This window comes from Providencia sp. PROV223 (assembly GCF_028479245.1).
In the GTDB taxonomy this organism is placed as follows: Bacteria; Pseudomonadota; Gammaproteobacteria; order Enterobacterales; family Enterobacteriaceae; genus Providencia; species Providencia rettgeri.
Window position 1 is genome coordinate 140,545 of the sequence record NZ_JAMPNG010000004.1, and the last position, 24,876, is coordinate 165,420.

Below are 24,876 nucleotides of genomic sequence, written 5' to 3' on the forward strand. Positions count from 1 at the left end.
GCTATCATCGTCAACTTTTTTATCTCATTTTAGTTGACATGATAATCACAATATTTAAACTGGCAACAACTTTTTCAACTGGAGCGTTTCCGTGAGCCAATTAAAACAGTGGACAATAAAACAAGCTAATGAACTGTTTTCAATGCCTTTTTTTGAACTATTATTTCAGGCACAGCAAATTCATCGCCAACATTTCGACCCCCAGCAAGTGCAAGTCAGCACTTTGTTATCAATTAAAACTGGAGCTTGCCCTGAAGATTGTAAGTATTGCGCGCAAAGCGCTCGCTATAAAACAGGGCTAGAAACTGAAAAATTAATGGAAGTTCAGCAAGTTCTGGAATCGGCGAAAAAAGCAAAACAAGCAGGTTCAACTCGTTTTTGTATGGGTGCGGCATGGCGTAACCCGAAAGAACGCGATATGCCTTATCTTGAAATGATGGTAAAGGAAGTGAAGTCATTAGGAATGGAAACTTGTATGACTTTAGGGATGATTGATGATTCCCAAGCTCAACGCTTAGCGGAAGCAGGGTTAGATTATTATAATCATAACCTTGATACTTCTCCGGAATACTACGGCAATATTATTACGACTCGCAGTTATCAAGACCGCTTAAATACACTCGAAAATGTCCGTGATGCAGGGATCAAAGTCTGCTCGGGTGGGATTTTAGGCTTAGGTGAAAAAGTTAGTGACCGAGCGGCCTTATTAGTCCAATTAGCCAATTTACCGAAACCGCCAGAAAGTGTGCCGATCAACATGTTGATGAAAGTTGAAGGCACCCCAATGGCAGATAACGAAGATGTCGATGCATTTGATTTTATTCGTACTATTGCCGTTGCACGCATCATGATGCCAACGTCATACGTTAGGCTGTCTGCAGGCCGTGAATACATGAATGAGCAAACCCAAGCATTATGTTTTATGGCCGGTGCAAACTCCGTATTCTACGGGTGTAAATTATTAACGACGCCAAACCCTGACGAAAACAAAGACTTGGCGCTATTTAGAAAACTGAATATTAACCCTGAGCGTATTGAAACCGACGAAGGGGATAACCATCAAGCTGCTAAGTTAGCCGAAACGTTGTTAACTGCTGATAACGCTCAATTTTATAACGCTGCAGTATAATGATTTGGCAATCATTTATACAAAACCAGATAGCGCAGCGTAAGCAGGCGTCTATCTGGCGTCAACGTCAGTGCATTGATCATGCGAATGGTAGGTCTCTTTATTTTTCCGGAAAAGAATATCTCAACTTTTCATCCAATGACTATTTGGGGTTATCTCACCATCCCCAAGTGGTTGCCGCTTGGCAACGTGGTGCCGATAAATATGGCGTGGGGAGTGGGGGATCGGGACATATCACAGGGTTCACCAAAGCGCATAATAAATTAGAGCAAGCGCTCGCTGGTTGGCTAGGCTACCCAAAAGCCTTATTGTTTATTTCTGGATTTGCTGCGAACCATGCGGTGATCACCGCATTAATGACGGAAAAAGATCGTATCTTAGCGGATAAGCTCAGCCATGCATCGATCATGGAAGCCTCGATTCATTCGGGGGCTCAATTAAGGCGCTTTCAGCATAATAATCCATTATCACTCGAAAACTTAATCCACAAGCCTATTTCGGGAAAAACGCTTGTTGTGACGGAAGGCGTTTTTAGTATGGATGGTGATAGTGCTCCCCTTCAACAATTACAGGAAATAGCAAGAAATCAGCATGCTTGGTTGATGGTTGATGATGCACATGGTATTGGCGTTATCGGAGAACAAGGTCGTGGTAGCTGCTTTGCGAGTGGGGTTAAACCTGAAATTTTAGTCGTGACATTTGGTAAAGCATTTGGTTTAAGTGGCGCAGCGGTGCTGTGTGATGAGCCAACGGCTGAATTTTTCATCCAATCTGCACGCCATTTAATTTATAGCACTTCGATGCCTCCGGCTCAGGCCGTTGCTCTTCTGGCGGCCGTTGAGCAAATTCAGCTTGCGGATCAGGCACGAGAAAATCTTAAGCAACATATTGAATATTTTAGACATAATGCTGATTTTCATGGCATGCAACTGACTGATTCAACGACGGCTATTCAGCCATTAATTGTTGGCGAAAACCAAGCTAGCCAACAGTTAGCCAATTTTTTACGCAACAAAAATATTTGGGTGCAAGCGATTAGGCCGCCAACGGTTCCGCCCGGGAGTGCTAGGCTACGGATCACGTTAAGTGCTGCACACCAACGTCAAGATATCGATCAATTATTGGAGGCTTTACATGACTTTATCGCTCAGTCGTGAAAAGCATAAAATTGCAGCGGCATTTGGCCGTGCAGCTAAAAGTTATGATGCAGTGGCAAGTTATCAACGATCAACAGGAACACAACTCCTTGATCATCTGACTTCAGCCTTAAATCACTCACAATCAACGGCGCCATTGCATATTTTAGATGCAGGGTGCGGTACGGGCTATTTTAGCTATAAATTGAAAAACCAAGGGCATCGCGTCACTGCATTAGACCTTTCTGTGGGAATGCTTGAAATGGCACAAACGAAAGCCGTGGCCGATCACTATTTATGTGCTGATATAGAATCCATTCCATTAGATTCACAAACCTTTGATGTGGTTTTTTCAAATTTATCGGTTCAATGGTGCCAAGATCTGAGTAAAGCATTAAGCGAATTGTATCGGGTGACAAAACCGGGTGGAGTTGTGGTGTTCACTACGCTTGCAGAGCATTCTCTCACAGAATTATCTTCAGCTTGGCATTCACTTGATGGCTATTCGCATGTGAATTCCTTTCTCAGTGTTCAACAGATACGAAATAGTTGTCAGTCATGGAGACATAAACTTATTTTTCAGAAGGATACACTCTATTTTCCTGAGTTAATAGCGTTGCTCCATTCATTGAAAGGGATTGGCGCGACACATTTGACCACTGGGCGTAAAGCTGGGCTAGTGACTCGCCAGCATTTGCAGCAACTTGCTTTGCTCTATCCAATGACAGAGCAAGGCCTACCTTTAACTTATCATACGGTGTTTGGAGTGATTTACCGTGACTAAAGTGTATTTTGTAACAGGAACGGATACAGAAGTAGGGAAAACCGTTGTAAGTTGTGCTTTACTGCAAGCCGCAGGTTATCAAGGTTTGAACACGGTGGGCTTTAAGCCCGTTGCATCTGGAAGTGAACTCACGGTAGACGGGTTGCGTAATAGCGATGCGTTATTATTACAAGCCAATAGCCGAGTAAAATTACCTTATCAGGTGATTAACCCGATTGTGTTTGAAGCACCCACTTCGCCACATATTATCAGTGAAGAATTAAATCAACCTATTGAATTTTCAATAATCAATCAAGGGTTGGCTTATTTGAAATCTCAAGCTGATTGGTTATTAGTGGAAGGTGCTGGTGGCTGGTATACCCCGTTATCCGTAGAAAAAACGTATGCAGATTGGGTGATTGAACAGCAGTTACCCGTTATTTTAGTGGTTGGTGTTAAGTTAGGTTGTATAAACCATGCATTGTTAACCATGGAATCTATCGAGGCTTCAGGTTTGCCTGTGGCTGGCTGGGTCGCCAATGAAGTTGAACCTGCTGGTCGTTTCCAAGCACAATATTTGCTGACACTTAATCGAATGATTAAGGCACCTTGTTTAGGTGTGATCCCACATCAAGACACTCTTAACGGTGAATTAGGCAGCTATTTAGATCTTTCTTTATTAACTCTTTGATTATATAAAATTTATAAATATTTTACCCCAAGTAAGTCAAGTGCTTGGGGCTGATCAATTGTTAAATAGAGATCCGATCTTTTTTAACGTTCTCAACTGAAATACTGTCAAGTATTTCAGTAAAAATACCACTCAGATCTTAATAAAAAAGATAAAATCTGTTTTTCATCGCAGTTACTACGTAAAAATTTTTTCATTAAACTGCCATCTTTTTGTCATTTAGCCTCCATTGAACAAATCTTAGGGATCTTGTGAATCCATGAGCCTAAAGGGCTTCAAGAGTTATCCACCATTTCTGTGGATAACCTTGTGTATTAACGTTATAAAACAAGTTCTACGCTAGGCGACAAGCGGCTTTGACTTTATTTGATGTGATTCTGGACTTTAAATTAATTTTTAATAAATACAAATGGTTAAATAAAATCAAGCCTTCAATTTGCATTTGAGATACGGCATAAAAATGCAATAGCATAAAATATAAAGTTTCAAAAAGGTCAAGCACTTTTTTGGGGATAACATTTTTATAAACATATTAGAACGGAGAATAACAGAAAATTTAGCTTCAATACTTGAAGCTGGTTTTTTATCCAGTATCATAATGGGAGAAACTAGTTAAGGGGCGTTAATATGAGTAAGGATTTTAAGCTGTATTCTGATTTTCAGCCGGGAGGGGACCAACCCGAAGCCATCCATAAGTTAAGGGAAGGGCTACAAGATGGACTTGCTCATCAAACCCTATTAGGGGTAACGGGGTCTGGTAAGACGTTCACTATTGCCAACGTTATTGCGCAAGAGAACCGGCCTACCATGTTAATGGCGCATAATAAAACCTTAGCGGCACAGCTTTATAGCGAAATGAAAGCCTTCTTCCCAGACAACGCTGTGGAATATTTCGTTTCTTACTATGACTATTATCAGCCTGAAGCTTACGTCCCAAGCTCCGATACTTTCATTGAAAAAGATGCGTCTGTAAACGAACACATTGAGCAAATGCGGTTATCTGCGACCAAGGCCTTACTCGAACGTCGCGATGTGATTGTGGTGGCTTCTGTGTCGGCTATTTACGGTTTGGGTGACCCTGACAGCTACTTAAAAATGATGTTGCACCTAACGGATGGCATGATCATCGACCAACGCTCAATTTTAAGGCGTTTAGCGGACTTGCAATATACGCGGAATGACCAAGCTTTTACGCGGGGGACTTTCCGCGTCCGTGGTGAGGTTATCGACATTTTTCCTGCGGAATCAGACGAGTATGCCTTACGTGTTGAGCTATTTGATGACGAAGTTGAACGGTTGTCATTATTTGACCCATTGACAGGGCAAATACAACATCGTGTTCCTCGTTTCACCGTTTATCCAAAAACGCACTATGTCACACCGAGAGAACGCATTCTTGAGGCAATGGAACAAATTAAGGTTGAATTGGCGGATAGACGAAAAGTATTACTAGAAAACAATAAATTACTGGAAGAGCAACGTATTACTCAACGAACGCAATTCGACTTAGAGATGATGAATGAGCTCGGTTATTGTTCAGGTATTGAAAACTATTCACGCTACTTATCGGGTCGTGCTCCTGGTGAGCCACCGCCGACACTATTTGATTACTTACCCGCAGATGGCTTGCTGGTGGTGGATGAATCTCACGTTACTATCCCGCAAATAGGCGCGATGTATAAAGGGGATCGCTCAAGAAAAGAAACCTTAGTTGAATATGGGTTTCGTCTTCCTTCTGCATTAGATAACCGGCCAATGCGCTTTGAAGAATTTGAAGCCTTAGCTCCTCAAACTATTTATGTGTCGGCAACGCCGGGTAACTACGAGCTTGATAAATCAGGCAATGAAGTGATTGAGCAAGTTGTTAGGCCTACTGGCCTACTTGACCCGATTATAGAAGTCCGCCCAGTTACTACCCAAGTGGATGATTTACTGTCTGAAATCCGTATTCGTGTACAGAAAAATGAACGTGTATTAGTCACTACTTTAACAAAACGTATGGCAGAGGATTTAACGGAATATCTCGAAGAGCACGGTGAGCGAGTGCGTTATCTTCACTCAGATATCGATACAGTCGAGCGTGTGGAAATTATTCGCGACCTGCGACTTGGTGAGTTTGATGTACTGGTTGGGATCAACTTATTAAGAGAAGGCTTGGATATGCCAGAGGTCTCTCTGGTGGCTATTTTGGACGCTGACAAAGAAGGTTTCTTGCGCTCAGAGCGTTCGCTTATTCAAACCATAGGGCGTGCGGCTCGTAACTTAAATGGTAAGGCAATCCTTTATGGAGACAGGATCACCAACTCCATGCAAAAAGCGATTGCAGAAACAGAGCGTCGCCGTGCTAAACAAATGGCGTTCAACGAAGAACATGGAATCGTACCACAAGGTTTGAATAAGAAAATCGGTGATATCCTGCAAATTGGCCACAAAGTGGGTGGTAAAGGAAAAAACCGTACGAAAGACAATGGTAAAAATAATAATTCGGTTGATATCCAATCGATGTCGACAAAAGAGTTGGAGCAACGGATTTCACAACTTGAAGCGCAAATGTATAAGTATGCTCAAGATCTTGAATTTGAAGCGGCTGCGCGAGTCCGAGACGAATTGCAGGAGATACGCTCTCAGTTTATCGCTAATTCGTAATTTTCCTCATACCTCACGCTGTGGGGGTGTTGGCTACGTTTAGTCACTCGGGTCACATACTTTATGTATGCTCCCCGAGCTGCCTTCACTTGCCGCCTACCCATAACGCAAAGTATTTTGAAAATAGATTTTGTGGAAATACGGGAAACAAAGGGCTAATTTTAGGGAAGGTTTTCCGCTGCGGGTATTTAGCAGCGGAATGGCGGTTAGGGGTTATAACAAGTTGATGGTTTCTTCGATGGCTTGCAGTAACAGCTTTCTATCATGGCGATAGGGAATATCGTCAGCTTCGAGTACCCGTTGAATTATTTTGCGTTCAGGGCTGATATTGCTTGTTTGTGTGCGAGGGCCAAGGATTAACGCATCAATTTTTTGGCAACCAATATAATGCTCCATCATTTTTAGCTTGTCAGGCAAAGACAGGTTTGCTGCTGGGGAGCTAATTTCTTTCGCTAAGTTACCAATATAAATCATCGGGGCTTTACATTCGCGCAGTGCAGCTGCAATTTCATCCAAAAGCAATAATGGCATTAAACTGGTAAAAAAGCTGCCGGGGCCGATAATAATTAAGTCTGCTTGGTGGATAGCCTGTAAGGCTTCTTTCGTTGCCTTTACTGTCGGGTATAAGCGTAATTCTTGCGGGATTTCATGTAAGGCATCAACATTCACCTCACCGTATACTTCATTGCCCATTTCATCGATAGCCATTAAATCAACAGGGGATTCCGACATCGGGATCAACTGCGCATCAACTTTTAGCATATTACGGATAAGATTTATGGCTTCTAACGGACGAACACTTAGGTGGTCTAATGATTTTAACATTAAATTACCTAAATTATGGCCTGAAAGTTCACCATTACCGCTGAAACGGTATTCAAACATCGCAGAAGCAATGGATGGTTCAGTAATTAGCTGATTTAAACAGTTACGCATATCTCCCCAAGCGATCCCGCCTTCAGAGCGACGAATACGGCCTGTTGAGCCCCCATTATCGGTTGTGGTAACAATACCCGTTAAACGAGAACCTAAAGAAGAAAGTGAAGACATCACGCGACCAAGTCCATGCCCGCCACCTAGAGCGACAACATGCCTGAGATCCGCCAGACTGCAATTCGGCATAGTGTTCCTATATCAGTTAATTTTCAGTACTTATAAAAGCAAGTAAACCAGCGAGTTACGAAATGCGTTTTTTACGCTAAGCCCGTTTTATGGCGACTAAAATAAATTGGGCGTTAATCTATCATAAAACATCATTCTTAGCTTAAGTACTGTGACAAAAAACAATAAAAGAGACGATTCTGTATTGATGTGAGTCTTAGAAGGAAAAATGCGCTAGGGAGTTTTCATTTTAAATTATTATCTATATCATGTAAATAATTCTCATTTTCATTATTTATTTTATGGATCAATATGTCTGATTCAGAATTACAGCGCCTGTTTGCTCGCCATTCATCGTCGTTATGCCGTTATCTGAATATGTACCTTAAAGACCATAATTTAAGTATGGATATCACACAGGAAAGCTTTGCTCGAATGGCTGAGTTAATGAAAACATCAACTATTCAAGATTTTGATGCGTATTTGTATCGAATTGCGAAAAACCTGATGGTTGACCACTTCCGGCTACAGAAAAAACAACAATTAATGGCGATCAGTGACCAACAATGGCAAGAGATCCCATCGCGGGTAAAAGGTATTGAAGCCACGGTTATTCATGATCAACAACTTGCACAAATTCGGAAAATTATTCAATCTTTGCCGCCCAGGACTCAGGAGATATTTCGCTTGCATCGAGAAGAAGGATTAGCTCAAACGGAAGTAGCGCAGCGCTTAAATATTTCATTAAGCACAGTCGAAAAACATTTAGCCAATGCATTGGCAATGCTAATTCATAAATGGAGAGACTAGTCATGAAGCCATCTGATAGTCCATCTGAAATTGAAAACAAAGCCGCAATGTGGGTTGTTAAAACCACGCAACGAGAGCTGACGTCGCAAGAAAATGAAGATTTCCAGTCTTGGCTCAATGCGTCAGAGTTACATAAGTCTACATACTATCGTGCACGGCAATTATGGGCATTAACAGCCAATAAACCGCGACAACAAACAGTAGATAACCAACAGGGAATGAATAAAAAGAGGCGGCCTCGCTATATTGGTTTATCAATAGCGGCGGTTGTGCTAGTGAGTGTGTTATCCATGTCAATTTGGTATTTTCAATATACACAGCCAGTGGATTACTATGCGAAAACCGGTGAAATACAGCATATTACCTTACCTGATGGTAGCCGTGTTGACCTCGACAGTGGTGCGCAATTGCAATTAGCGTTTAGCCCGCAGTATCGGCAAGTTAATTTATTACGAGGGCGTGCTTATTTTACTGTTGCACCAAAAACGGATACGGAACCAAGGCCTTTTCAGGTTATGGCGAAAAATGGGATAACTCAGGCACTTGGCACTGAATTTTCAGTTGATAATGAAAATAGCAAAGTGGCAGTCAGTGTTTATCAACACAGTGTAAAGGTGTCACTATTCTCAGGGCAAGAAATGGTCATTCCAGCAGGAAATTTCACTCAATATCAATCAGATATAACGCCTATGACTTCAATGGTCAACTCACATTCTACGGTATGGCGAGAAGGACAAATTATTTTTCAGCAGCAAACCTTTCCGGAGGTTATTGCTGAAATAAATCGATACCGTGACAAGCAAATTATTTTATTGACTGAGGAGCGAGTAGGGCACATTAGTGGTGTATTACAAATTAACACACTTGATAGTGGGCTAACGCATTTGGTGTCATCATATGGCTTATCCGTTTATGAAATCCCATTTTTCACTTTAATATATTGATTATTAATAATTAATATAGATATCGAATAATAATAAATTATTTTTTTAAAATTTATTTACGGGTTTTCCTAATTCCCGCGTCTTAATCTAAGTGATTATGATTTTTATTACCATTATCATTTTAGGGATGGGAAATGACTCAAAAAAAGCACCACTATAAAAAAGCAACACTCTGTGTTCACCTTGCATTATTTACGTTACCTGCATTTTCATTTTTCAATCTAGCACAGGCTAACTCAGCGGTAGCATCCGCACAGCAGGAAATAACATTTTCTGTTGCTGCAGGTTCACTTGAAAATGCTTTGCTGCAATTCGCTAGGCAAGCAAAGGTAGAAATAATCATTCAGAGCCGAGAAATTAATGACTTACAAAGTCAAGGCTTGAAAGGAAGCTTTACGCTACAGGAGGGATTACGTCGATTAATTGGTTCAAACCCTGTGCAATATCAATTACAAAATAACCGAATAACAATAGAGCGTATCGCGCCTATTACCGGTGATTCGGTGATTAAGCTAGATAACATTACCGTCACAGCAAGCCAGATCCAACAAGGGGATTGGGTATATAACAGTCCATCATCTGTCAGTGTAATTAGTAAAAAACAAATTGATGACCGCCCACCAAAGCACATAGCTGATGTGTTAGAGCTAACGACAGGTGTCTATTCGAGTGTTAGCCAACAAGACCCTTCTTTATCTGTGAATATCCGTGGGATACAGGATTATGGTCGTGTGAATATGAATATCGATGGTATGCGGCAAAACTTTCAAAAAAGCGGACATGGGCAGCGCAATGGTTCTATGTATATCGACTCAGAACTGCTTTCTGGGGTGGAAATACAAAAGGGCAATACAAGTGGAATGGGAAGCGGTGGAACCTTAGGTGGTGTGGCGACCTTCAATACAGTCAATGCGTCTGATTTTTTATCAAAAGATAAAACTTTTGGTGGAAAATTACATGCGAGTATGGGGTCAAATAATACTCATTTTATTGGCAGTAGTGTGCTGGCATTAGGGAATGAAAACGCGGATTTGTTATTTGCGGCCAGTGAACGACGTCTTGGGGATTATAAACCAGGAACTCACGGTAATATCGGTAATATTCGAGTCAATAATGGGACAGGGCATTATGATGAACTTGCGCACCAATTAAAACACACTCGTATTAATGACAGTAATTACCGAATGACCTCTTATTTGGCAAAAGCCGGTTGGAATATAAGTGACGAACAGCGTTTACAATTTAATTACTTAGAAACCAAAGTGGCAACGCCAAATGCAGGAACGCTAACGAATTTAGGTAGTTCGTGGCCTTATAAGCTAGGGTGGAAAAGTAGCGGTTTCAGTGATGTAACAGCCAAGAATTATTCCCTTGATTACACTCAATTTAGCGATAAACCATGGAGCACCGAGCTAAAAGGAAAAGTGTATTTTGTTGATACCAAAGACAATACAGACACCTATTCCACTAGCCAAATTTATAATAATGGCTACCAGATGGACACTCGAGTCAAAACGGTAGGGATACAGCTTGAAAATCATTCAGAAATTGAATTTAACCATAACAATGTATTAAAAGCGCATTATGGTTTGGAAACTTTCCAAGACAAAGCGAGTAGTAGTTCGACACGTGAAGCGGCGAGTGGAGTGACACCGGACGGAAAACGTTCATTGAGCTCACTTTTCACTAATTTGACTTATGAATACGATGATTGGTTAACATTAGAAGGGGGAATGCGTTATGACTATTATTCTCTCAAAGGCCAAACGAGTATGAGTTATGCAGTACTTCCTTATACCAGAGACAATCCATGTACAGGAAGAAGGTTACGTGATTGCAAGGTTGTTATGACGACGGAAAATTGGGATGTTGATAACTCAGAAGGGGCATTTTCACCCCATATTCGTTTAGCGGTACGTCCTAATGTTGAATGGATGGAATTGTTTACCAGTTATGGGCGGTCATGGCGCCCGCCAGCGATTACAGAAACGTTAACCACAGGAAGTGCTCACAGTAGTTCGACTCAATTTCCCAATCCGTATTTAAAACCTGAGCGTTCAAATGCTTGGGAAGTGGGGATGAACATCAATTATCCGCAATTGTTTATCGAAGAAGACCGATTTGTGGCAAAAGTTGCCTATTTTGATACACGTGTAGATAACTACATTAACTTAGCGATTGACCGTAAAAAACCAGGGATGGTTAGCCCTAATATTGGAAATGCTGCTTATAGCAACAACTTGGTTGCGACCCGTTTTAGAGGGGTTGAATATCAGCTAAATTACGACGCAGGTTTTGTGTATGCAGACCTGACCTTTACCCATATGATTGGCAAAAATAAATTCTGTTCACATCCTGCATGGTTAGGTGGCGTATTGAAGTATGGCGAAGACGTTGGCCCAGGTAACTGGTATGTTGAGCCAAATGAGGCATCAAATAACCATGTGGATTGTGACAGCAGCGCCATTTTCAGCAGTGCAGCGAACTTACCCGGTGACCGTGGTTCCTTTACATTAGGTGGGCGAGCGTTTGATAGAAAACTCGATGGTGGTGTAGTCGTTCGCTTCACGCCAGGTTTTCAAGACTACTCAGTACAATCAAATTCCCCTTACTTAGCTGACTGGCCTAAATATACATTGATTGATTTATATGCAAGTTATGCTTTAACCGATAATTTAACTATTCGAGGAAATGTCGAAAACTTGACTAATCGGGCGTACGTGGTTAGTTATGGGGAAAGCTTGGCCAATACGTTAGGTAGAGGGCGAACGGTGTCGGGCGGGATAGAATACCGTTTCTAAATATACGTCATACTTTACGCTGTCGTGTTATTGGTTAATAAATTTTGCACCTTACTATTTATTTTTAATTGATATGCCAATTATTCAATTTGAAATATCGGTTTTGATAAGCGTTGAGTGTTGATATTTATAACGTAAACAATTAGATGGGGAGCTTGCTCCCCATTTTAGATCTATATCAATAAATGTTTAATTAAATAGTTAGAGATGTTAATCAATTAGTATGAAATTATGCTTTTTAAAACCATCTAAAATGGAAAATTATCAGTGATAATAATAGCTTCGGTGATTCTATAATATCTTTTGTAAGTCGTTGTATATAATAGTATATATCGAATTGCAATTCGCTTTTTCAATTTCTATCGGCTAGAATCCTTACATAAATTAAGTGAACAGAGTGACGTATTTTACAGTTTAAAATCAGTGACTCGGTTCCAAATAAAACTCCTAGCCTTTGCGTCTAAGTTTGAATGACTGAATATGATGCACTGGCCGTGGCCTAGAGCCACCAGGGTGCAAGATAGAAATGTCTGCATCTCCCGTACTTGGAAAGGTGTGATTATGCAGCAACTTGTCGATCAATTTGACCGGAAATTTTACTATCTCCGGCTTTCTATAACAGATGTTTGCAACTTTCGTTGCACATACTGCCTACCCGATGGCTACAAGCCAAGCGGTCGTCATGAATTCTTAACATTAGATGAAATTCGTCGTATCAGTACGGCATTCGCAGAATTAGGCACAGAAAAAGTGCGTATTACGGGCGGTGAACCGACCATGCGCAAAGATTTCAGTGATATTATTGCTGCCATCAATGAAAATGAATCGATCAAAAAAATCGCCGTGACCACCAATGGCTATCGTATGGCCAGAGACGTGAAAGAGTGGAAAGATGCTGGACTGAACGCGATCAACGTGAGTGTTGATAGCCTCGATCCACGTCAATTTGCGGCGATCACGGGACAAGACAAATTCTTTCAGGTGATGAAAGGTATTGATGCTGCTTTTGAAGCTGGCTTTGAAAAAGTCAAAGTGAACGCGGTATTAATGAAAAATGTCAACGATGTCGCTTTGAAGTCATTCCTAAACTGGATCAAACATCGTCCTATTCAATTACGCTTTATTGAGTTAATGGAAACCGGCGACGGCAGCGATATTTTCCAACGTTTTCATATTTCGGGTGAAACTATTCGCGAGCGTTTAATTGAAGAAGGCTGGTATATGCTTCCACGTTCCCGAAGCGACGGCCCTGCTCAAGTCTTTAGTCACCCAGATTACCAAGGCGAAATCGGGCTTATCATGCCGTACGAAAAAGATTTTTGCCAAAGCTGTAACCGCTTACGTGTTTCCTCACTAGGCAACCTACATTTATGTTTATTTGGTGAAAATGGCATTCCGCTGCGTGATTTATTGGGTGCAGATGATCAAAACGAAGCGTTAAAAGCCCGCATTCAGCGAGGCTTACACCATAAACGAGAAACCCATTTTCTGCATATGGGTGATAGCGGAATTACACCTAATTTATCTGTAATCGGCGGTTAACTCTTTTTTATTTCAGGAGAAGATATGTCCCAACTGACTCACCTCAATGCGTCGGGCGAGGCGCATATGGTTGATGTTTCAGCCAAAGCTGAAACTGTTCGTGAAGCTCGCGCAGAAGCTTATGTCACTATGAATCCAGCAACTCTAATGATGATTGTTGACGGTAGCCATCATAAAGGCGATGTGTTTGCCACGGCGCGTATTGCGGGTATTCAAGCGGCAAAAAATACCTGGCAGCTTATCCCATTATGCCACCCACTGCTGTTAAGCAAAGTTGAAGTGATACTCAAAGCGGAACCTGAGCATAACCGAGTTCGTATTGAAACTTGTTGCCGATTAACAGGGAAAACAGGGGTTGAAATGGAAGCATTAACTGCTGCATCCGTTGCTGCTTTGACGATTTATGACATGTGTAAAGCAGTGCAAAAAGATATGGTGATTGGCCCTGTTCGTTTATTAGAAAAAACAGGCGGTAAGTCTGGACATTTTAAGGTGGAATAATGATCACAGTATTATTTTTTGCTCAAGTACGCGAGCTAGTCGGAACAGAACGCTTAGAACTCACTGACACTTACCAAAAAGTTGAAGACTTACGTCAAGCGCTTTCACAAAAAGGCGATCGCTGGGCGTTGGCACTTGAAGATGGCAAATTACTTGCCGCTGTTAATCAATCATTTGTTTCACTAGACCACCCACTCTCAGAAGGGGACGAAGTGGCCTTTTTCCCACCAGTCACTGGGGGGTGATATGGAAAACACCCATATTGCAGTACAAACAGAAAATTTTAGTGTTGGCGAGCAATATCAATGGCTTGCTCAATGCGATAGTGATGGTGCAGTCGTGACTTTTACGGGGAAAGTGCGTAACCATAATTTAGGTGACAGTGTTGCGGCATTAACACTCGAACACTACCCGGGAATGACAGAAAAAGCGTTAACAAATATAGTTGTAGAAGCAAAAGAACGTTGGCCATTGCAGCGAGTCAGTGTGATCCACCGTATTGGTACCTTACAACCTGGCGAAGAAATTGTTTTTGTTGGGGTGACTAGTGCCCATCGAAATGCAGCATTTCAAGCTGCTGAATTTATTATGGATTACTTAAAAACTAAAGCACCATTTTGGAAAAAAGAAACATTACCTGAAAATGAGCGATGGGTGGAAGCGAAAGAAACCGACGAGGCGTCTGCAAACCGCTGGTAATCGCACTTTTTCCTCTGAAAAATACGAATTTGCTGAATGGTATTGTCAAAAGAATGTGTTAGACTTTGGTTAATTTCTCCGATTACAGTATTTTTACTGGGTCGATTTTTCTTTTAGCGAAAGGGTAACCATCATGGGTCAGTTTGATCAACGTAATGATTCTCTTGTCCAGGGTGCCAATACTGGCGTTCAGGCATTTATGTCGCAAGTATACGGCTGGATGACAGTCGGTCTACTGCTGACAGCTTTTGTTGCATGGTATTCAGTTAGTAGCGGTTTGTACTACACCATTGCAACCAATAAAATTCTCTTTTTTGGAATGATTATTGCTGAGCTCGGTTTAGTGATGGGAATTTCATTCCTACTGCAAAAAATTAGTGGCATGGCAGCAACGGGCATGTTTATGCTCTATTCATTGCTCACAGGCTTAACGATTTCAGTTATTCTTGCTGCGTATACAGGTGAGTCTGTTGCGGGCACATTTGTCATTACCGCGGTAATGTTTGGTGCATTAAGCTTCTACGGCTATACCACTAAACGTAGCTTAACAGGTATGGGTAACTTCCTGTTTATGGCGCTGATTGGTATTGTTGTTGCTTCTTTGGTTAACATCTGGCTGCAAAGCACCATGATGTATTGGGTGATCACATACGGTGGTGTTTTACTGTTTGCTGCTTTAACCGCGTATGACACACAAAAACTGAAAGAAATGGGTTCACAAATTGATGAAAACGACAGAGAAACAATGCGTAAATACTCTATCATGGGTGCATTATCTCTGTATTTAGACTTCATTAACCTGTTCTTAATGTTACTGCGTATCTTTGGCGACCGTCGCTAATTTGGTTGGCATTCCTCATTACTCAGTGAAATGAGGGGATAGCAGTCGTTAAAATTGAAAACCCTTGTTACTTTGGTAACAAGGGTTTTTTGATCTAAATACTATCGTAAAATATGATTTGAATATTATTAGCTCATTTGTAATTCAAGATGTTAATGGTAGTTCCAGCACTTTTAGTTGTACTTTCAAAGCGTAATGTTGTTTCTTTATGATCACGCTATTTTCTTCCTAAATAAATAATAAGCCACTGAACTGGTGATTATCGCAATGATAAATAATGGCCATAAACTATGGAAGATAACTGAAAAATCAGCATTTTTTAGGTATATCTGCTTAGTGATTTCAGTAAAGTGGCGAATTGGGTTAATCCAAGTAATTTGTTGCAGCCAAACTGGCATGTTCTCGACTGGGGAAATATAACCTGATAACAACACCGCTGGCATCATAAATACAAATACCCCAATGAACGCTTGTTGCTGAGTTGAACACAGTGCTGAAATAAGTAAACCAAATCCCACCAATGACAATCCGTAAAATAACATGGTGGCATAAAACAGGAGCAGGGAGCCAGCAAAAGGAATTTGATAGCAAAAGATCCCAATAACTAGGACTAAGCTCGCCTGTGCAGTCGCAACGATCAATGCAGGCACCGCCTTACCAATAAATATTTGCCAAGTGGTCAGGGGAGAAACGAGTAATTGGTCAAGGGTGCCTTGTTCTCTTTCCCTCGCGATAGAAAGAGATGTCACAATCAATACCCCAATCGTCGTTATTAAAGCTACCAATGAAGGCACAATAAACCATTTATAATCTAAATTTGGGTTGTACCAATTACGAACGATTAATTCACTGTTGTTTGGTACAGGTTGTGATTGAGTTAGCTCATGTTGGTATTGAGTGACAATTTGTGCAACATAGTTTGCTGCAATTTGCGCACTATTTGAATTACGTCCATCAAGGAGTAACAGCATATTAGCATTATGGTGACTTGCAATATCAGCACTAAAATTTTGCCCAAAACGGACAACCAGCAGCGCCTTGCGGTTATCAAGCGTTTCACGAATATCGTGTTCATTCTTCAATAATAAAACTTGAGAAAACGCACTGGCTTTGGCGAGACGTTGCGTCAGCTCGATAGAATGCTCACCATTGTCTTGGTCAAAGATAGCAATAGTTGTGTTAGTCACCTCAAGTGTGGCGGCCAGAGGAAATAAAATCATCTGAAATATTACGGGTAAAATGAGGATAACCCGTGTTTGCGGTTCTTGAAGTAATGATTGAAGTTCTTTCATAATTAAGGTGTATAAACGATAAAACATAATTTCACCTCAATCCAAACGACGGCGAGTTTTTAGCGCCGTTAGTCCAATAAATAGTATTGCAGATGCGATTAATAGCAGAAAATCTATCAATAAAACGATATAGATATCACCGGCAAGAAAGAGTGTTTGTAAGCTACTGACAAAATACCGAGCAGGGATAAAATAAGTCACAGCCTGAATAATGGCTGGCATGCTATCAATTTCAAAAATAAACCCAGATAACATGATGGCAGGTAAGAAGGCGGCATTCAGAGCGACCATTGCTGCATTAAATTGGTTACGAGTAATTGTTGAAATCAATAACCCCATCCCCAGTGCGGTTGCCAAATAAAGACTGGTAATGACAAATAAGACCAATAGAGAACCGCGATAGGGTACCCCTAAGATAAATGTGGTGACAAACATGCATAACACCATCACAAAAGTACCGAGAACTTGGTAAGGCAATAATTTTGAAAGCAATAATTCAGTTTTAGTAATCTGAGTTGAAAGTAATGCTTCCATCGTGCCACGTTCCCATTCTCTTGCAATAACTAAAGAGGTCAAAATGGCACCAACTACGGTAATAATGATACTAATTGCCCCTGGAATAATAAAATGCTGACTAATTGCAGCTTCATTAAACCAATAGCGCATATTGAGCTCAATTAAGGGTTCTGTTGGGTAGCCTTTATTTTCCCCTTGTTGAATTAGCCACGTTTGCCACACGCCTTGAGTATAAGCTTGTACAAAGTTAGCGGTATTTGGTTCGCTACCATCAGTAATGACTTGAATTGCAGCATTGCCTTGTTTTTTCAACAATTCGGCTGCGAAATTCACTGGGATGACGATAATGCCGCGAATTTCTCCTGCTTGCATTTTATCGATTAATAAATGGCGGTTATTACTAATGGTGGCATCAATAAATGGTGAGCCCGTGAAGGTATCAACCAATTCACGTGCTTGCGAACTTTGTTGCTCAAGTAAAATACCGACACGTAATTTACTTGAGTCTAAATTGATACCGTAACCAAAAATAAATAATAACATCAATGGGATAAGTACAGCTATAAGGGCGCTGCTAGGATCCCGCACAATTTGTTTACTTTCTTTCCAGCATAGCGCTTTAAGCCTACGCCATGAAAAATGGGAAGCGGAGCGAGTCATTGAGCCTCCTGTTGCTTATCATAATTCATGATAAGCTCAATAAATGCATCTTCCATGGAAGGATCAGGGTTTTCAGTACTGGCGATTTGCTGTTTCAGTTCATCAGGGGTTCCTGCTGCAATAATTTTTCCATGGTAAACCAACCCGATACGGTCACAATACTCTGCCTCATCCATAAAGTGGGTCGTAACCATAACGGTAACGCCTTTATCAACCATCCCATTGATATGTAACCAAAATTCCCTACGAGTTAGTGGGTCAACTCCTGAGGTCGGCTCATCTAAAAATAAGATATCAGGCTCATGCATCAATGAGCAGGCGAGGGCTAAACGTTGTTTATAACCCAAAGGGAGGGATTCAGTAACCTGATTGATAATCGGTTTGAAGTTAAAAGCCTCAACCATTTCTTGGATTTTTTTTGCTTGTTGTTGATGATGCAAACCATAAACACCTGAAAAAAATTTCAGGTTTTGCCCTACTTTTAGGTTGCCATACAGCGAGAACTTTTGTGCCATATAACCAAGGTGCTGTCTGACTTTGTTTGAACTTGTTTTTAAATCCATTCCAAGAACGAGTGCTTGCCCATCTGTTGGCTTCATTAACGCACACATCATTTTAAAAGTCGTCGATTTCCCTGCGCCATTTGGCCCCAATAAACCAAAAATTTCTCCACGTTTAACTTGGAAATTTACGGTATCAGTTGCCGCAAATTGGCCAAATTTTTTGGTTAAGTTACGCGCTTCTATGACGGTTTCTTCAGGATTAGGCGGAATTTGCGGTACGATAGCGGCTAATTCTGAACGATGAGATGGACCCCCACCTAATAAGTCAATAAACGCATCTTCAAAACGCGGCTGCGCCTCAATGAGTTTTCCATCTGCCATATTTAATGCAGTTAATAAATTCGCTTGTGACGCATTAGGTTTCAAAATTAAGCGAATATAGCGGCCTTGGATCACGCCATCGGTGGTTTCAGGTAATACGAGTGCATTTTGCAATACCGTGCGTTTTTGTGAGGCAGGTACATCAAGTAAAAACGAACGTCCCGCCATTTTTTGAGTCAATAATTCGGGTTTTCCTGCATAAAGCTGTTTGCCTTTATTTAACAGCAGCACATTTTTACATTGCTGAGCTTCATCTAAATAGGAGGTACTCCAAAGAATTAGCATTCCATCATCGGCAAGTGTATGAACCATTTGCCATAATTCGCGTCGAGCGATGGGATCAACACCAACACCGGGTTCGTCGAGTAAAAGAACTTTGGGTTTTCCTAATAATGTACAGGCTAATCCGAGTTTTTGCTTCATTCCTCCCGATAACTTACCGGCTAGCCTATCGGTAAAAGGAGCTAGGCTGGTGAAAGAAAGCAGTTGTTGGTAGGTTTTTTGCCGCTCTTCGCCGAGTACCCCACGCAAATCTGCATACAAATTTAAATTTTCTTGTACGGTCAGGTCTTCATATAAACCAAATTTTTGGGGCATATAGCCTAGGCTGGCTCGCATAGCAATGCTGTCGTCGATAGGGTCGAGCCCCATCACGCTAATTTTCCCTGCATCTGGCTTTAATAGTCCAGCAATCATACGCATTAAGGTTGTCTTTCCTGCACCATCAGGGCCGACAAGGCCTGTTACAGAACCCCCATGAATTTCGATTGTTAAACTTTCAACGGCTGGAGTATCCAAGCCAACAAATGTTTTCTCGACTTTGGATAGGCGGATACTGTAATCATCACTCATAGCAAACTCTTACTGTTTATTATCAGCAAATTGAATAGTCACTGGCATTCCTTGACGTAAAGCATCATCAGCATCATTGACGACGATACGTAGTCGATAGACTAAGTCGGTTCTTAAATCCGGTGTTTGTACGCTTTTAGGGGTAAATTCGGCAGTAGGGGAAACAAAACCGATGGTGCCATGGTAAGGCTGGTTTGGGCGGCTATCCGTATACAGTAAGACTTCTTTACCGGGGATGGCATCACCGAGGTGCGGTTCACTTACATAGGCTCGAACCCAAACTGGATTTGTTAAAGTGACGCTAAAAACGGTATTACCTGCACCGATGATCGTGCCTGGCTCTATTGCTCGGGTTAAAACAGTTCCAGGGGAAGGCGCAGTTAAAACGGTATCTTGTAAGTCAAGTTCAGCTTGAGCGACAGCTGCCTCGGCTTGTAGCCATTCGCCTCGCGCAGCCGCTATCTCCTCTTGGCGAAAGCCACTTTGGTATTGATTCAGCTTATCTTGTGCTGCTTGAAGGGCGGCAAATGCTTGGTTTCGATTGTTCTTCGCGTTGTCTAAGTCATTAGCTGAAATAACGCGAGACGCAGCAAGCCCTTGCTGACGTTTATAAAAGTTATCGGCATACTGCCAAGCGGCTTGTTTTTGCGCTACTTCAGCTTCAACCTGTGCAATCTCTTGAGTTCGGTAACCACTTTCTTTCAAAGCAAGTTGAGCTTTGGCGCTATCACGTACCCCTTTGGCTTTATTTAAGGCGTTAATGTAGGGGCGATCATCCAGTTGACCAAGTTGCTCGCCTGCAATAATTTTTGCGCCTTCATCAACGTTTAGGGATTTGAGCTTACCTGATACTCGGAAACCAAGATTCACTGTCCGAACATCTACATTGCCGTACAGTGTTAATATTTTGTTTTGCTGTGATTGATAGTAGTAATAACCGCCAATTGCAGCACCGATTAATATGAGAATAATGAAAACAACAATAGAACGGCTTTTATTGCTCATAGCTAACCTTACTTAAAGAATCCACGATATGAAAACAAATTATGTTGTTAGAGGCCGCTGTTTTTAATGGGAAAATGTGGCTCAAGTTGCAATAAAATCATCAGCCTCTAGTTATTATCAATGTGAATGAATCACTTTAATATTTTTATCATATCACTTTTCATATTGTTTGCGATGGCGTAAGCCTGCTAATAATATATTTGTATGTTCAATAAGAACTTGATTAATAATTTTAAATTCATTTTCATTAATATGTTTCCAACCAGTTTGGCGTAATAACGTTTCTCGAGCAATACGAAATGAAAGGGTTTCGCCAAGGATTGCGTGTGTATGAATTAACGTTGTTAAATGATTGGGGTCAGCACCAATATAAATCGCTATCAAACGGTTTAGGCGCGAATGTATTGGGCCTAAAGCCTGTTCATGAATTATCGTATAGGCTTCGGTGGGGTTGAGTTGTTCACGTGCTAATATGCGAGAAAAGCTTAAATTTTTCTTTTCCAACTGAAAATGATTATAAGCAATGACTGTTTTTTGTAGTAAATCAAGCGCATCATCAGTTACCTGTACTGACAAAGGTTGATTTAGAAAGTTGTCAATTGCTTGAAAAACATCATGGAAATCGTCCCTGATTGTTTTTGCAATAAGCTGAGCAACAGCTAAGTAAAGCCCTTCTTTTGATCCAAAATAATAAGAAATTGCGGCAATATTTTGCCCTGATGCCTGTGCGATTTTGCGTGTAGTAGCGCCATCAAGCCCTTGTTCTCCATATACATCAGCAGCAGTGAGAAGCAATTGCATTTTCGCATTTTCTCCTCGCAACGTTGACGATGAACTTGTATTCATAACCATTCCTTTAAAAATTCAGAATTAAATAACACCTAATTAGCTCTTAATGGCTTTTCATGTTAATAAAAAGTAAAAAACGACATCTCATAGTACCATATAAGTATATATACTATACGAATGAGATTTTATATTAATTTATTAAGCAAACTAAATTAATATATTTATCATCTGCAAATAATGTTAGAATTTTACACAGTGTCGCACGGCAGTTTGCGCTTTTTCTTCTGACTCACTTCCCCCATAACTGCCACATTCAATTTGAAGCGGTGAAGCCCGGAGTAATTTAATTTGACTACTTTTTCAGACCTCGCGTTAAACGAGGAAATTTTGCTTGCCATTAATGAATTAGGTTATGAAAGCCCTACGCCTATTCAACAACAGGCTATCCCAGCTGTGCTTGCAGGAAACGACCTTTTAGCTAGCGCTCAAACTGGTACGGGTAAAACAGCAGGTTTTACATTACCAATTTTACAAAAGCTTATTACAACTCCTCGTGCAGGAAAGGATCGCAAGCCTATTCGTGCGTTAATTTTGACGCCAACAAGGGAGCTTGCAGCGCAAGTTGCTGAAAATGTAAAAGAATATAGCCGTCATTTACGTATTCGTTCTTTTGTGGTCTTTGGTGGGGTGAGTATTAACCCACAAATGATGAAGTTGCGTGGTGGGGTTGATATCTTAATTGCGACTCCGGGGCGTTTATTAGATTTAGAACACCAGAATGCGGTAGACCTTTCTCAAGTCGAAGTTTTTGTACTGGATGAAGCTGACCGTATGTTAGATATGGGGTTCATTCATGATATTCGTAGGGTGATTAATAAGTTACCCAAAAAGCGCCAAAACTTATTATTCTCAGCAACGTTTTCAGATGAAATCAAACAACTGGCAAATAAATTACTCAATAACCCTGTGACTATTGAGGTTGCTCCGCGAAACTCAGCTTCTGAGCAAGTGACTCAATATGTGCATTTGGTTGATAAAAAACGAAAAGCGGAATTACTTTCGTTTATGATTGGCCATGAAAACTGGCAACAAGTCCTTGTTTTTACACGTACAAAGCATGGTGCAAACCGTCTGGCTGAGCATTTAAATAAAGATGGTGTCAAAGCTGCTGCTATCCATGGCAACAAAAGCCAAGGGGCTCGTACTCGTGCACTAGCTGACTTTAAATCTGGAGATATTCGTGTGTTAGTGGCAACGGATATCGCAGCCCGTGGTCTCGATATTGAACAGCTTCCTTATGTGGTGAATTTTGAGCTTCCTAATGTTGCCGAAGACTATGTTCACCGTATCGGTCGTACAGGCCGCGCAGAAGCAACTGGGATGGCAGTTTCCTTAGTGTGTATCGATGAGGCTAAATTACTCAAGGATATCGAAAAATTATTGAAAAAATCGATTCCATTGATGGCGATTGAAGGCTATGAGCCCGACCCTTCCATAAAGGCTGAGCCAATTCAAAAAACACCACAACGCAATGAACGTCGTTCAGGCGGTTCAGGTGATAGGAATCAAAGTAAAGCACCACGTCGTAGCAATGCACCATCATCAAAGCCGAGTTCAGGGAAGGGGGCGGGTTCCCCATGGAAAAACGCACAGAAAAAAGTTAAACAAGGGCGAAGTGACAGCTAACCTTCCATAAGCTTGCGGCTCTTTTTAATGTTAATAGCATTAAAAAGAGCTACTTGCAAAGTCACGTTAAGCTAGTTTTTGGTATCTCCCACCTTAGAAGTTTTTCTGCTCATCTATTAAATAAACGGTATGATAAGCAGGTATTATTACGTTTTTTGTGAGCCATTTATGCGCGTTTTGTTAGCTCCTATGGAAGGAGTTTTAGACCCTCTAGTTCGTTGTTTATTAAGTGAAGTTAATGACTATGACCTGTGCATAACCGAGTTTGTTCGCGTGGTTGATACCCTTTTACCGGCAAAAACATTCTACCGTTTATGCCCTGAACTAAAGTATGGAAGCCGCACCCCTTCAGGGACATTAGTTCGTGTGCAGCTATTAGGGCAGCACCCTCAGTGGTTGGCAGAAAATGCAAACCGAGCGGCTGAATTAGGATCTTGGGGAGTCGACTTAAATTGTGGTTGCCCATCAAAAACAGTCAATGGTCATGGTGGTGGTGCGACTTTATTAAAGCAACCCGATTTAATCTATCGAGCCGCTAAAGCAATGCGAGAAGCAGTTCCAAAAGAGTTACCTGTTTCGGTTAAGGTTCGTTTGGGGTGGGATAGTTCTGAATTTGCTTATGAGATTGCAGATGCAGTTCAACAAGCAGGAGCAACAGAACTTACTGTTCACGGTAGAACCAAAGAAGACGGTTATAAAGCAGAGAACATTAATTGGTCTGCCATTGGCGAAATCCGTCGTAAATTGTCGATTCCAGTGATTGCTAATGGTGAGATTTGGGATTATACAAGCGCACAGCGCTGCCTTGAAATCACAGGATGTGATGCCGTAATGATTGGCCGTGGAGCACTCAATACGCCAAACCTTAGCCGGGTGGTCAAATTTAATGAGTCTAAAATGCCTTGGGAGCAAGTTGGCAAGTTGCTATTAAAGTATACGGAACTTGAAAAACAAGGAGATACAGGCCATTACCATGCAGCCCGAATTAAACAATGGCTAGGCTATTTACGCAAAGAATATCATCAGGCAGATGAACTATTTTCTCAAGTTAGATCATTAAAAAATGCCCAACAGATTGCACAAGTGATAACTGAAATAATGAACAATTAATTATGAATAATGTTAATTAGCAAGAATTTATAGTTGCGAAATTAACTTATAGGGTCTTTACTTAATTGGTAGGAGAGTGATTTAATTTATTTAAAGCTCTACTATTATATGGGAACATTTTAACATTATAGTGAAATTACCGAGTCTGGGAGGCGTAAGATGGGTGTAATTGCTTGGATTATTTTTGGTTTAATTGCTGGTGTTTTAGCTAAGTGGCTGATGCCAGGTACTTATCACATGGGGTTCATTATGACCACCGTGCTGGGGATTGTTGGTGCTGTTGTGGGTGGTTACATCAGTACTTTCTTTGGTAAAGGAAAAGTTGATGGCTTCAACTTTGGGAGTTTTGTTGTCGCGGTCATCGGTGCGATTGTCGTACTGTTCTTAGCCGGGATATTTGCCAAATAGCCATTTCTTTTACTTGGTAAATGCTCATTCTATAAGCCACTTAAATATCGAGTGGCTTATATTTTTATGG

General features: G+C 41.1%; 22 protein-coding genes and 1 riboswitch. Of the genes, 16 read left to right on the forward strand and 6 right to left on the reverse strand.

Features of this window, described 5'->3' with window-relative positions:
* Window positions 1-91: 91 nt before the first annotated feature.
* The 5 genes from bioB (at window position 92) to uvrB (ending at window position 6,365) form a co-directional block, all read left to right on the forward strand.
* Complete coding sequence (gene bioB, locus PR767_RS06950; protein WP_272520048.1) at window positions 92-1,129, forward strand: biotin synthase BioB; 1,038 nt, start codon at window positions 92-94, stop codon at window positions 1,127-1,129.
* Window positions 1,129-2,286, forward strand: a complete 1,158-nt coding sequence (gene bioF / locus PR767_RS06955; RefSeq protein WP_272520049.1) for an 8-amino-7-oxononanoate synthase — start codon at window positions 1,129-1,131, stop codon at window positions 2,284-2,286. The genes bioB and bioF overlap by 1 nt, the downstream gene beginning before the upstream one ends.
* Window positions 2,264-3,049 (forward strand): malonyl-ACP O-methyltransferase BioC, encoded by a 786-nt coding sequence (gene bioC / locus PR767_RS06960; RefSeq protein WP_117162175.1) that lies wholly within the window; start codon window positions 2,264-2,266, stop codon window positions 3,047-3,049. Before bioF ends, bioC begins: the two co-directional genes overlap by 23 nt.
* Window positions 3,042-3,719, forward strand: a complete 678-nt coding sequence (gene bioD, locus PR767_RS06965; protein ID WP_109910969.1) for a dethiobiotin synthase — start codon at window positions 3,042-3,044, stop codon at window positions 3,717-3,719. Before bioC ends, bioD begins: the two co-directional genes overlap by 8 nt.
* A gap of 627 nt (window positions 3,720-4,346) precedes the next feature.
* Complete coding sequence (gene uvrB / locus PR767_RS06970) at window positions 4,347-6,365, forward strand: excinuclease ABC subunit UvrB (RefSeq protein ID WP_004909151.1); 2,019 nt, start codon at window positions 4,347-4,349, stop codon at window positions 6,363-6,365.
* 213 nt (window positions 6,366-6,578) lie between these two features.
* Here the strand turns inward: uvrB and PR767_RS06975 are convergent, their stop codons facing one another.
* Entirely contained in the window at window positions 6,579-7,487 is a 909-nt protein-coding gene (locus tag PR767_RS06975) for a gluconeogenesis factor YvcK family protein (protein ID WP_004909155.1), read from the reverse strand.
* A 291-nt stretch (window positions 7,488-7,778) separates the two neighbouring features.
* On the opposite strand from PR767_RS06975, the gene PR767_RS06980 reads away from it, so the two are divergent.
* From PR767_RS06980 to PR767_RS07015, 8 genes are all read left to right on the forward strand, one after another.
* Window positions 7,779-8,276 (forward strand): RNA polymerase sigma factor, encoded by a 498-nt coding sequence (locus PR767_RS06980; protein WP_110731796.1) that lies wholly within the window; start codon window positions 7,779-7,781, stop codon window positions 8,274-8,276.
* Between the two features lie 2 nt (window positions 8,277-8,278).
* Complete coding sequence (locus tag PR767_RS06985) at window positions 8,279-9,220, forward strand: FecR family protein (RefSeq protein WP_162598816.1); 942 nt, start codon at window positions 8,279-8,281, stop codon at window positions 9,218-9,220.
* A 134-nt stretch (window positions 9,221-9,354) separates the two neighbouring features.
* A complete protein-coding gene (locus PR767_RS06990; protein ID WP_109910972.1) occupies window positions 9,355-12,021 on the forward strand; it encodes a TonB-dependent hemoglobin/transferrin/lactoferrin family receptor in 2,667 nt (888 codons plus the stop codon).
* Between the two features lie 432 nt (window positions 12,022-12,453).
* Window positions 12,454-12,593: riboswitch (molybdenum cofactor riboswitch) on the forward strand.
* Window positions 12,583-13,563: a GTP 3',8-cyclase MoaA gene (gene moaA, locus PR767_RS06995; RefSeq protein ID WP_272520050.1), complete on the forward strand. Its 981-nt coding sequence runs from the start codon at window positions 12,583-12,585 to the stop codon at window positions 13,561-13,563. It overlaps the preceding riboswitch by 11 nt.
* A 24-nt stretch (window positions 13,564-13,587) precedes the next feature.
* Window positions 13,588-14,064, forward strand: coding sequence for a cyclic pyranopterin monophosphate synthase MoaC (moaC, locus tag PR767_RS07000; protein ID WP_272520051.1), 477 nt, complete (start codon window positions 13,588-13,590; stop codon window positions 14,062-14,064).
* Window positions 14,064-14,309 (forward strand): molybdopterin synthase sulfur carrier subunit, encoded by a 246-nt coding sequence (gene moaD, locus PR767_RS07005; RefSeq protein ID WP_004909166.1) that lies wholly within the window; start codon window positions 14,064-14,066, stop codon window positions 14,307-14,309. Before moaC ends, moaD begins: the two co-directional genes overlap by 1 nt.
* Before the next feature lies 1 nt (window position 14,310).
* Entirely contained in the window at window positions 14,311-14,763 is a 453-nt protein-coding gene (gene moaE, locus PR767_RS07010) for a molybdopterin synthase catalytic subunit MoaE (RefSeq protein ID WP_004909169.1), read from the forward strand.
* 133 nt (window positions 14,764-14,896) lie between these two features.
* Window positions 14,897-15,604: a Bax inhibitor-1/YccA family protein gene (locus tag PR767_RS07015; protein ID WP_109910975.1), complete on the forward strand. Its 708-nt coding sequence runs from the start codon at window positions 14,897-14,899 to the stop codon at window positions 15,602-15,604.
* Window positions 15,605-15,816: 212 nt separating this feature from the next.
* On the opposite strand, the gene PR767_RS07020 is transcribed toward PR767_RS07015, so the two are convergent.
* The 5 genes from PR767_RS07020 to cecR form a co-directional block, all read right to left on the reverse strand.
* Window positions 15,817-16,923 (reverse strand): ABC transporter permease, encoded by a 1,107-nt coding sequence (locus tag PR767_RS07020; RefSeq protein ID WP_004909173.1) that lies wholly within the window; start codon window positions 16,921-16,923, stop codon window positions 15,817-15,819.
* 9 nt (window positions 16,924-16,932) lie between these two features.
* Complete coding sequence (locus tag PR767_RS07025; protein ID WP_004909176.1) at window positions 16,933-18,072, reverse strand: ABC transporter permease; 1,140 nt, start codon at window positions 18,070-18,072, stop codon at window positions 16,933-16,935.
* Window positions 18,069-19,808: an ATP-binding cassette domain-containing protein gene (locus PR767_RS07030; RefSeq protein WP_110731800.1), complete on the reverse strand. Its 1,740-nt coding sequence runs from the start codon at window positions 19,806-19,808 to the stop codon at window positions 18,069-18,071. Before PR767_RS07030 ends, PR767_RS07025 begins: the two co-directional genes overlap by 4 nt.
* A gap of 9 nt (window positions 19,809-19,817) precedes the next feature.
* Window positions 19,818-20,813, reverse strand: a complete 996-nt coding sequence (gene hlyD / locus PR767_RS07035) for a secretion protein HlyD (RefSeq protein ID WP_115167704.1) — start codon at window positions 20,811-20,813, stop codon at window positions 19,818-19,820.
* A gap of 153 nt (window positions 20,814-20,966) precedes the next feature.
* Entirely contained in the window at window positions 20,967-21,665 is a 699-nt protein-coding gene (gene cecR / locus PR767_RS07040; RefSeq protein ID WP_109910978.1) for a transcriptional regulator CecR, read from the reverse strand.
* Window positions 21,666-21,950: 285 nt separating this feature from the next.
* Here cecR and rhlE point away from each other — a divergent pair, with 285 nt between their 5' ends.
* The 3 genes from rhlE (at window position 21,951) to PR767_RS07055 (ending at window position 24,806) form a co-directional block, all read left to right on the forward strand.
* Entirely contained in the window at window positions 21,951-23,288 is a 1,338-nt protein-coding gene (gene rhlE, locus PR767_RS07045) for an ATP-dependent RNA helicase RhlE (protein ID WP_272520054.1), read from the forward strand.
* Between the two features lie 168 nt (window positions 23,289-23,456).
* Window positions 23,457-24,398, forward strand: coding sequence for a tRNA dihydrouridine(16) synthase DusC (dusC, locus tag PR767_RS07050; protein ID WP_272520055.1), 942 nt, complete (start codon window positions 23,457-23,459; stop codon window positions 24,396-24,398).
* 159 nt (window positions 24,399-24,557) lie between these two features.
* A complete protein-coding gene (locus PR767_RS07055) occupies window positions 24,558-24,806 on the forward strand; it encodes a GlsB/YeaQ/YmgE family stress response membrane protein (RefSeq protein WP_004256598.1) in 249 nt (82 codons plus the stop codon).
* The last annotated feature ends 70 nt before the right edge of the window (window positions 24,807-24,876 follow it).